Raw genomic sequence first — 8,690 nt, 5'->3', positions numbered from 1 at the left:
GCCGCACGCCGCCGGCCGCGCAGCCCCGGCCGTACGGGCAGCGCCCGCCCCGGCAGCAGCCCGTCCCGCCGCAGCAGCAGTTCCAGGCCCCGCCCCCACCCCCGCCCGCACCCGCGCGCCGGATCCCGCCCGCGGTCATCGCCGCCGGGGTGTTCGGGCTGGCCGTGGCCGGGCTCGGGGTGGGCGCGCTGCTCAGCGACGGCAAGGCGCAGAACAACGACCCCGTCGCGGTGGCCCCGGCCTCCGGCGGTTCCGCGGCCGCGGACGCGCCGGGCGGGTCCGCGCCGGTGGACCCGGCCCGCCCGCAGGCCGCCCAGCTGGACAAGCTGCTCGCGGACGCCAACGACAGCCGGACCGCGGTGATCAAGGCCGTGGACGACATCAAGGACTGCAAGAACCTCGGCCAGGCGGCCCAGGACCTGCGCGAGGCGGCCCGCCAGCGCGACGAGCTGGTCACCCGCCTCGGGGACCTCAAGATCGATCTGCTCCCGAACCACACCCGGCTCGCGGCCACCCTCACCAAGGCCTGGAACTCCTCGGCGGACGCCGACAACAGCTACGCGGACTGGGCGGACGACGCCGGCCACGACAAGGGCGGCTGCAAGGACGGCAAGGCCAAGCCCACGGACGACGCCGCCGCCGGCAACAAGTCGAGCGCCGAGGCGACCAAGGCGAAGGAGTCGGCGGCGACCATGTGGAACACGATCGCCGCCAAGTACGGGCTCACGCAGCGCGACAAGACCCAGCTGTAGGGGGGTGCCGCGGCGGGGTCACGCCGAGCGCGGGGCCGATTCCAGCGTCGACGTCATGTCCACGTCCTGCTCGCCGAGCTGTGCGACGAGCCGGCCCTGCTGGACGACCTGGAAGCTGACCCGGCCGTTCACCAGCCGCGGGAAGCCGGCCACCGCCCGCATGTCCTGGTAGCGCCAGCTCAGCTCCGGGGTGAGGTTCCCGGTCGAGATGCCGGAGGACTCGTTGAGCATCCGGGCCAGCTTGCGGCCCGTGATGGCCTCGCCGTCCTTGAACTTCTGGACGACCTGGTTGAGGACGGTGTACGCGATCCAGGTGGTCTGCGCCCCGCTGTCGTCGGCCTCGACGGTGTCGTCCCCGAAGGCCTGGTCGCTGATGACCTTGCGCATCGGCGCCCACAGCGGGTCGGTCGACACCGGGTACCAGCTGGTGACGTACGCGCCCTCGAAGGGGCTCTCCTTGCCGCCGGTGCGGTCGACCAGGGCCTGGCTGACGCTGCCGAGGACGGAGGAGATCTGCGGGTTCCTGCGCACGCTGGAGTCGGCGCGGCGGAAGGCGTCGAAGAAGGTCTCGGTGCGCTCGCCGAGCACGGCCGTGACGCAACCCTTGGACGACGAGGCCGACGAGGCCGACGGCGAGGTGCCCTTGGCGGCGGGAGATCCCGACGGGCTGGGGGTCGTCGTCGCCTTGGACGAGGAGGACGGCGGGGCCGGCGTCGCGGAGGCCGCGGACCCGCCCCCGGTGACGTCGGCCAGGGCCTCGCGGGCCTGCGGCATGAGGTCCGCGGCGTCCTCGGCCGCCCGGATGTCGGAGGCCTCCGGGGTGTTGCTGGCCTTCAGGCCCGCGTTCAGCAGCACCGGCATGGTGTCGCCGACGAGGGTGTCCGGGCGGACCAGGGACACCTGGGAGCAGGCCTTGCCGAGCTGGTGGCCGGCGCCGGCGAGCAGCGCGGGCTGGCCGCCGTTGACCGGGTAGGACAGGGTGCTCTGGAACTCCTCGGCGGAGACCCCGTAGCCGCCGATGAAGGGGATGCCCTCGGCCTCCAGCGGGGCCATGAAGGCGCGGCCGTGCTGACTGTACGAGCCGACGACGGCCACCGCCTTCTTCGTGATGGCCTCGCGGGCGCAGTCGGCGGCGCCGGTCGCGGTGTTCTTCTCGTTGCAGGTCAGGACGCGCAGCTTGCGGCCCTTGATGCCACCGTTGGCGTTGATCCACCGTTCGTACGCCTTGGCCATACCCGGCATTCCGGGCATGTTGGTGGCCTTGGTTCCCATCGGAGCGAACGTCATGACCGTGAGGGTGTCCCCGGAATCCCCCGATCCACCGGGGAGCACCCCACACGCTGTGGTGAGACACGCACCCGTCACTGCGGCAAGGAGCAGGCGGGACAAGGCAGTTGCGCGTCGGCGATTGGTCATGTCCCACGACCATTCCGTCACAGGGGTAACTGGATGGTGAGGTGTACACAACATCCGGTGACGCCCAGGTGAACTACCGGGGGGTCCGGCGGGGATAGGTGCGTCAAGATCGCATTTGTGGGGAACGTACGATCGAAAGCGTGACATTCGCCCAAGGTTCGAAGAACTCTTCCCGCCGCGGCGGCCGCTCCTCCACCATGGGCGGCATGCCCCTCAACGACATGCCGTGGTGGCGCTGGCGCAGCAACGTGCGCTCGGCGCTGCACATGCTTTCCGACCCCGCCTTCCAGGAGGAGATCTGGCTGACCGGCGTCGAAGGGTACGGGGACGTCACCGACGCCGTGTACCGGCTCGTCGAGGACACCTGGCTCGACAGCTGGTCCGCCGACAAGTACATAGGCACGATCTTCCGCGACGCCCAGGAGGCGGCCCTGGTCGACCTCGCGGTGCTGCGCGTGCTGCGGATCCTGCACCAGGTCGGCCCGGACGCCCCCGTGACCGCGTACCTGGAGCACCACGCCTGGCCCGAGGCGGTGCGGGCGGCGCGCGAGGCGCACGTCCGCATGTCGGCCGCGGACGGCGAGGACCCCGACGAGCGTCCGACCTCGGTCGACGTGCTGAAGATGCTCACGCGCGCGGTGTGAAAGGCTATGGGGTCATGAGCGACCCGCAGCCCGGGGCCCGGCCCCTGCCCCAGTACGTCCTGACCGTGTCCTGCCCCGACAAGCAGGGCATCGTGCACGCCGTGTCGAGTTACCTCTTCATGACCGGCTGCAACATCGTGGACAGCCAGCAGTTCGGAGACCGGGAGACCGGGCTCTTCTTCATGCGGGTGCACTTCGAGGCCGAGCCGGAGGTGACGCTGGACAAGCTGCGCGCCAGCTTCGCGGCCATCGGCGACAGCTTCCGGATGGACTGGCAGATCCACCGCTCCGACGAGCGCATGCGGATCGTGCTGATGGTGTCGAAGTTCGGCCACTGCCTCAACGACCTGCTGTTCCGCGCGAGCATCGGCGCGCTGCCGGTGGAGATCGCGGCGGTGGTCTCGAACCACACCGACTTCGCCGAGCTGGTCGGCTCGTACGACATCCCCTTCGTGCACATCCCGGTGACGAAGGACACGAAGGCGGCCGCCGAGGCGCAGCTGCTGGAGCTGGTGCGGGCGGAGAACGTCGAGCTGGTGGTGCTCGCCCGCTACATGCAGGTGCTGTCGGACACCCTGTGCAAGGAGCTGAGCGGGCGGATCATCAACATCCACCACTCCTTCCTGCCGAGCTTCAAGGGCGCCAAGCCGTACCACCAGGCGCACGCGCGCGGCGTGAAGCTGATCGGTGCGACCGCCCACTACGTGACGGCCGACCTCGACGAGGGGCCGATCATCGAGCAGGAGGTCGAGCGGGTCGGGCACGAGGTCACGCCGGACCAGCTGGTCGCGATCGGGCGGGACGTGGAGTGCCAGGCGCTGGCGCGGGCCGTGAAGTGGCACAGCGAGCACCGGGTGCTTCTGAACGGGACCCGGACCGTCGTGTTCGCGTAGACCCCGCGGGGGCCTGGGGGCTCTGCCCCCAGGCCCCCGCGCCTCAAACGCCGGCGGGGCTGGGTGTGGCGGGGCCGGAATGTGTACGCCGTAGGCGTTACGCGTCCGGGTCCACGCCGCAGTACGCGGCGAAGGCCGTGAGGATCTCCTCCTCGCCGATGCGGCCGTCGCCGTCCGCGTCCAGGGCCGCCGCCACCAGGGCGGCCAGGTCCGGGGCCGTGCCCAGGACGCGCAGGACGCGGGTCGCCGTCGCCGGGGTCGCGCCCCTGCCGTCCTCGTCCGCCACCGCGACCACCGCCGCCAGGAACGGCCGGGCGATCTCCGCGAACCGCTCCGGGTTGTCCCGCAGCCGCTTCGCCGCTCCGGTGACGAACTCCTCGCGGGACACCCGCTGGTCCCCGTCCACGTCGGCGATGCCGGCCATGCCCTGCCAGAAGGCCTCGGCGCCGGCGAAGACCGCCTGGCCCTTGTCCGAGCGGGCGGTCACACCGAATTCGGCCAGTACGGCACGGGCGGCCGTACTGAAGTCCTCGCGGTCGATGTAGCCGGATCCGTCCTGGTCGAAGGTGGCGAATCGGGAGGCGATCTTGCGCTCGTACTCTGCGCTGTCCATATGCGGCGTTCCGCCTTCACATGTGCGTTGGGGTGCACTTGAGGTGCAGATCAAGACAGGCAGGAGCGTAAGGCCTCGATGGCCTGCGCGTTAAGCCGAGCGGTCAACGAGGTGGCCGCATCGAACCCGCGCACGGGGAGCGCGGCGGGGCGCGTACGCATGTACGGGGGAAGGCGGACCGATCCTGCTAGCACGGGGGTCGCGCTTCCGGGGGAGGTTCCCCCAAAACAGGCGCGCTCCGGCCGGTGGCGACTACATTTGACGGGTCGACACACGGCTGGAGGCAGCATGGCGAAGGACGTTCCACCGCGCTGGGACCGCCGCATGCAGCAGCGTCTCGCCCGCGGCGAGGCCGCCGCCCTCGGGGAGCTCTACGACCGTTTCGCCTCGCTCGTGCACAGCCTCGCCCACCGGGTGCTCGGGGACGAGAAGGCCGCGGACCGCATCACCCGCGAGGTCTTCGGCTACATCTGGGAGAACCCCGACGCCTACGACCCCAAGCAGGGCTCCATGCGCTCCTGGGTCGCCCGGATCACCCAGGGCCAGGCCGTCGCCCGGCTGCGACAGGCCGAACTGGGCCGGGGCTCGCGCGAGGAGCTCGAACAGAAGGTGCGCAGCGCCAACGCCGCCGCCCGCGCCGACTACATCGTCACCTCCATGCCCGCACCGCTGCGGGCCGCCCTGGAACTCGCGTACTTCAAGCGCCGCGACTACCGGCAGGCCGCCGCCGACCTGCAGATCAGCGAGGACGAGGCGCGGCGCCGGCTGCGGCTCGGCCTCCAGCTGCTGTCGACCGCCAACGTCCTCCCGAGGGAGGACACCGCCCCGCCCGGATACGGCCCTCGCGGATACGGAACCACCCGATGACCGGACCCACCGAAGACACCCCCGGCGACAGCAACGACGACGCGTACGGGCGCCCGGCGGGCGGCCGTACGCGGATACCGGGTCCCCGCGCGGCCGGTGACGACCTCGACGCGCCCGAGTTCCTGCCGCCCGCGCCGCCCACGCACGCCGTACTGAAGTCCCTGCTCGGGGCGTGGGCGCTGGCCGCCTGCTCCGCCGAGGAGACCCAGGCCGTCGAGGACCACCTCACCGTGTGCGCGCCCTGCGCCGAGGAGGCGCTGCGGCTGCGCGACGCGGTCGGGCTGCTGCACCCGGAGGAGAGCCTCGACCTGAAGCCGCTGCTGCGCTCGCGGGTGCTGGAGGACTGCCTGGGCAAGCGCCCGGCCCGCATCCCCGTACCGGCGTGGGCGAACCCGTACGACACCGAGACCGCGCGCCTCGACGCCCTGCTGCGCGACTTCGGGGACTCGGAATGGGACACCCCGGTGCGGCTGAAGTGGTTCGAGGAGGAGCGCCGGCGCAGCCACCGCACCACGGTCGCGGGCGTGATCGGGCACCTGCTCACGGTCGACGGGATGATCGCCACCGCCCTCGGCCTGGACGACCCGCTCGGCCCGCAGGCACCGCCCGGCGGACCGACCGGGCGTACCGAGCACTTCTGGAACTCCGCCACCGCACCGTCCGACCGGCAGGTGCGCGAACCCTGGCGGGCGCAGGGGCACACCCTGGTCCGTACGGTCTCCTTCGCCGGCCGGGGCGTGGCCGAGCTGGCCGTGGACTACGGGGCCTTCGCGCTGCCGCTCGGGGACGCCTTCCTGGAGCGGGCCTTCGAATGCTGGGTGCACGCCTGGGACATCGCGGAGGCGGTGGACTACCCGTACGAGCCGCCGTCCGGCCCGCACCTGCACGGCATGATCGACCTCGCGGCCCGGCTGCTGCCCGGAGCCCTGGCCGGCCGGCGCCGCTCCGGCCTGGCGGCACCGGCGCGGGGGCTGGTCGCGGCGGGGGCTCCGGGGCGGACCCTGCACCTGGAGATCGAGGGGGCGGGCGGGGGCGGCTGGGACATCGCCCTGGACTCCCCGGCGGCGAAGCCCTCGCGGGAGCACACGGTGGCGGAGGTCGCGCTGGACGGCCTGGAGTTCTGCCAGCTGGCCGCCGGCCACATCTCCCCGGAGGAGGCGGCGGTCGGCCAGACCGGCGACCGCGAGGCGATCCGCGACGTCCTGTTCGCCGCGGCGTCGCTGAGCCGGCTGTAGCAACGGCCGTACGCGGCTCCGGAGGACCGGGGCCGCGTACGGGGCGGAGGGCCGAGTGCGGGTCAGGCGGTGGGCACGGCGGTGATCAGGGTGGCCGGGACGCTGACGACGTCGTTGAAGCTGGCCTTGCCGGGGCCGAATTCGGCTTCGGTCATGGCGCGCTTCTTGCCGCCGGTGACCTGCCAGACGGTGGGGTCGCCCTGGGCGAGCAGCATCGTGCCGTCGGCGGGGACCGCCTTGGCGACGGCGGAGGCCAGCCACTCACCCGGCAGGGTCTCCAGCGGGCGCTTGTCGTAGCCGAGGCCGGTGAAGTCGGCGTAGGTCAGGGAGACGGCCTTGCCGCCGGCCATGACGTAGACGGTGGGGTCGGAGGCGTTCTTCACGACGGTGCCGTTGACCAGCTGCTTGCTGACGGCGCCGGCGAGCCACGTGCCGGGCACGCCCATCTCCGGGCGCTGGTTGTAGCCGTTGGCGGTCCACTCGGCGCCCGAGATGTGCACGGCGGTGCCGTTGACCATCACGTAGCGGTTCGGGTCGGTGGTCGACTGGTCCATGACCACGGTGCCGTTGGCCGGGGCCTTGGCGGCGGCGGCCTTCAGCCACTCACCGGGGACGCCCATGAGGGTCATCTCGTTGTACCCGTCGGCCGTCCACTCCTCGGCCGAGATGTGCAGGGCGCCGCCCTCGACCATCACGTAGCGGGCCGGGTCCTTGCCCGTCTGGTCCATGACGACCACGCCGGTGGTGACCTGGCGCTGTGCGGCGGTCTTCAGCCAGGCGGACGGGACGCCCATGTCCGGGCGGACGTTGTAGCCGGCGGCGGTCCAGTCCTCGGCGCCGATCTTCAGGGCGGCACCGTCGATGATCACGTAGCGCTCCGCGCCGCCCGCCTGGTCGTGAACCACGGTGCCGGAGGGCGGGGCGCTCACCAGGGAGCGGAAGGCCGAGTCGTCGACGAGGACTATCTTGCTGAGGTCGTACTTGTCCGGCGTGACGTCGGAGCCCGCCACGGGGACGCCGGCGCCCTTGATCATGACCTTGACCTCGGGGCCGTTCGGCGACTTGACGAGGGTGCCGTCCGCGAGGGAGGACGGGGCGGGGTAGGAGGGCTTGGTCGTGCCGGCCGGGGAGATGTAGCCGCTGATCTTCTGGCCCCAGGGGGAGGAGCCGACCTGCCACTGGTCGGTGCTGTGGGTGCTCACGTGGCCCGGGTAGCCGCCCTGGTTGCCGCCGGTGATGGTGACCCAGTTGCCGGAGATCCCGGTGACGAGGGCGACGTGGTCGTCGGAGTAGCTGCCGCCGTGGTTGTAGACGACGGCGTCGCCGACGTGGGGCGTGCTGGAGAGGGTGCCGTACTTGACGCCGTAGTCGTAGAAGCTGTCCGCCATGTCGCTCAGGGTCGACAGGCCGGTGACCCCGTTGCGGGCCCAGACCCAGCCCGCGAAGTCGGCGCACCAGGCGTGAGTTCTCTGGCCGTTGTAGCAGCTGCTGTTCTGCTCCGGGCCGCCCACGTAACCGCCGTGGGCACAGGCGCCGTTGCCCTCCTCGGCGCGGGCCGTCGCGGAGATGCCGTCGGTGAGCGCCGAGGCGCTGGCCGGCGAGGTGAAGATCATGGTGGCGGCGGTCGCGGCGAGGGCCGAGGTGGAGGCGACGCGGATGGCGGTGGCCTTGAGGTTCTTGGGCATGGCTGAGCTCCTGTGGGCGTGGAGAGACGTGTGGGGGCGCCGCGGGATGCCGCGGGGCGGGCCTGGTCGAGGCCGGAAGGGGTGGGGCTGCGCACCGTGGTGCCGGTGGGACGGCTGCCCTGCAGGAACAGCGGTCGGAAGGACCGGGCGGTCGGTGGCGAAGAGGGTGGTGCGGTGGGTCAGTAGGTGATCAGCGGGCTGAGGTGGTACGCGCGGCCCGCGCCGGTGCCGAGGACGGTCGTGAGGAGCCCGCAGGCCTTCTCACGGGCGAGGGCGTCGTTCTCGGCGCGGACGAAGAGGGCCACGTTCATGCCCGTGGGCAGCGGGCGCACCCGTACGTGTTCGAGTGCGTGCTGCGGGCCCGCGTGGGCCCAGAGGGCGTCCTGCAGGAGGCTCGCCCCGCTCTCCGTACCCGGCGCCCCGCTGTGGCTGAGGAGGGGGAGTCGGACCAGGAGCATGCCGCTCAGTCCCACCCGATGACGTCGCCGGAGGCGCAGTGGGCGGCGCTGAGGATCTGGGTGGTCTTCGACATGGCGGTTCCCCCGGCTGGTGAGTGAGCGGTCCTGGTGTCCGGACGGCGGATGC

At 72.2% G+C, this 8,690-nt stretch carries 8 protein-coding genes and 1 pseudogene; 5 read left to right on the top strand and 4 right to left on the bottom strand.

Features of this window, described 5'->3' with window-relative positions; translation table 11 throughout:
- Positions 1 to 752: pseudogene (locus AB0F18_RS19120) on the top strand (hypothetical protein); the annotation flags it as partial.
- Positions 753 to 770: 18 nt separating this feature from the next.
- Here the strand turns inward: AB0F18_RS19120 and AB0F18_RS19115 are convergent.
- The gene (locus AB0F18_RS19115) at positions 771 to 2,168 is read right to left on the bottom strand and encodes an ABC transporter substrate-binding protein (protein ID WP_362061924.1); all 1,398 of its coding nucleotides are present in this window, start codon (positions 2,166 to 2,168) and stop codon (positions 771 to 773) included.
- A 197-nt stretch (positions 2,169 to 2,365) separates the two neighbouring features.
- Between AB0F18_RS19115 and AB0F18_RS19110 the strand changes: the two genes are divergently transcribed.
- Together AB0F18_RS19110 and purU are read left to right on the top strand one after the other, a co-directional pair.
- Positions 2,366 to 2,812, top strand: coding sequence for a hypothetical protein (locus tag AB0F18_RS19110; RefSeq protein ID WP_362061939.1), 447 nt, complete (start codon positions 2,366 to 2,368; stop codon positions 2,810 to 2,812).
- Between the two features lie 14 nt (positions 2,813 to 2,826).
- The gene (gene purU / locus AB0F18_RS19105) at positions 2,827 to 3,705 is read left to right on the top strand and encodes a formyltetrahydrofolate deformylase (protein ID WP_362061921.1); all 879 of its coding nucleotides are present in this window, start codon (positions 2,827 to 2,829) and stop codon (positions 3,703 to 3,705) included.
- 97 nt (positions 3,706 to 3,802) lie between these two features.
- Here the strand turns inward: purU and AB0F18_RS19100 are convergent, their stop codons facing one another.
- On the bottom strand, positions 3,803 to 4,318 hold the full coding sequence (locus tag AB0F18_RS19100) for an EF-hand domain-containing protein (protein ID WP_362061918.1): 516 nt from the start codon (positions 4,316 to 4,318) through the stop codon (positions 3,803 to 3,805).
- A 288-nt stretch (positions 4,319 to 4,606) separates the two neighbouring features.
- Between AB0F18_RS19100 and AB0F18_RS19095 the strand changes: the two genes are divergently transcribed.
- On the top strand, positions 4,607 to 5,185 hold the full coding sequence (locus tag AB0F18_RS19095; RefSeq protein WP_042816979.1) for a sigma-70 family RNA polymerase sigma factor: 579 nt from the start codon (positions 4,607 to 4,609) through the stop codon (positions 5,183 to 5,185).
- The gene (locus tag AB0F18_RS19090; RefSeq protein ID WP_362061915.1) at positions 5,182 to 6,420 is read left to right on the top strand and encodes a maleylpyruvate isomerase N-terminal domain-containing protein; all 1,239 of its coding nucleotides are present in this window, start codon (positions 5,182 to 5,184) and stop codon (positions 6,418 to 6,420) included. Before AB0F18_RS19095 ends, AB0F18_RS19090 begins: the two co-directional genes overlap by 4 nt.
- Positions 6,421 to 6,482: 62 nt before the next feature.
- On the opposite strand, the gene AB0F18_RS19085 is transcribed toward AB0F18_RS19090, so the two are convergent.
- Together AB0F18_RS19085 and AB0F18_RS19080 are read right to left on the bottom strand one after the other, a co-directional pair.
- Positions 6,483 to 8,105: a CHAP domain-containing protein gene (locus AB0F18_RS19085; RefSeq protein ID WP_362061912.1), complete on the bottom strand. Its 1,623-nt coding sequence runs from the start codon at positions 8,103 to 8,105 to the stop codon at positions 6,483 to 6,485.
- Positions 8,106 to 8,284: 179 nt separating this feature from the next.
- Positions 8,285 to 8,563 (bottom strand): hypothetical protein, encoded by a 279-nt coding sequence (locus AB0F18_RS19080; protein ID WP_362061909.1) that lies wholly within the window; start codon positions 8,561 to 8,563, stop codon positions 8,285 to 8,287.
- Positions 8,564 to 8,690: the final 127 nt, after the last annotated feature.

Source organism: Streptomyces sp. NPDC029216, from assembly GCF_040648015.1.
Lineage (GTDB): Bacteria > Actinomycetota > Actinomycetes > Streptomycetales > Streptomycetaceae > Streptomyces.
The sequence above is the reverse complement of the archived record's forward strand: the minus strand, read 5'-3'. Positions and strand labels throughout refer to the sequence as shown.